This is a genomic window from Mycobacterium sp. 050134, assembly GCF_036409085.1.
GTDB lineage: Bacteria > Actinomycetota > Actinomycetes > Mycobacteriales > Mycobacteriaceae > Mycobacterium.
In genome coordinates this window covers 1-434 of sequence record NZ_JAZGLV010000079.1, presented here as the reverse complement: position 1 = coordinate 434, position 434 = coordinate 1, and the positions used below count along the sequence as shown (strand labels likewise).

The following is a 434-nucleotide window of genomic DNA, read 5'->3' as shown; positions in this document are numbered from 1 at the left end:
TCATACTCGACTGGGCCTTGCCGCAGTTAAGAATGGGCTTGTCATGGCGATGCTCGTTGCGCTGGCCCTGGAAGCCTGGGAGCGTTCCGCCAACGTCGGCACCGAGCTCTTTAATGAGGGCATGGAGCTCGGTAATTTTGCTGAGGGCGCCGGGGACGACATAGCTTTTGACCTCGCGGGTGCCCAGCTAGATGCTGCAGCGAGTGTAGGGCCCACGCGAACGAACGAGGAGTTCTGGGGTCTTCATCGTCGCATAAACAAGTCGAAGAAGGCGTTCAAAGCGGCGTCCGAAGACGTCGAAGAGGTGCGGGCCAGTTACGCCAAATTGCGCTCCCGGTCCGACGCCGTCAGGGCTGATGCTGCTGCGGCGGGGTGTATTTCGCGGTGGTTTCAGGTTGTGGCTTGTCTTGCTGGGTTGGGTGCTGCTTCGGGGC

1 protein-coding gene is annotated in these 434 nt (G+C 60.6%); it reads left to right on the top strand.

From position 1 onward, the window contains the following. Nucleotides 1-43: 43 nt before the first annotated feature. Nucleotides 44-434 (top strand): hypothetical protein (locus SKC42_RS27480; protein WP_330967376.1); only part of this gene is annotated, 391 nt, incomplete at its 3' end.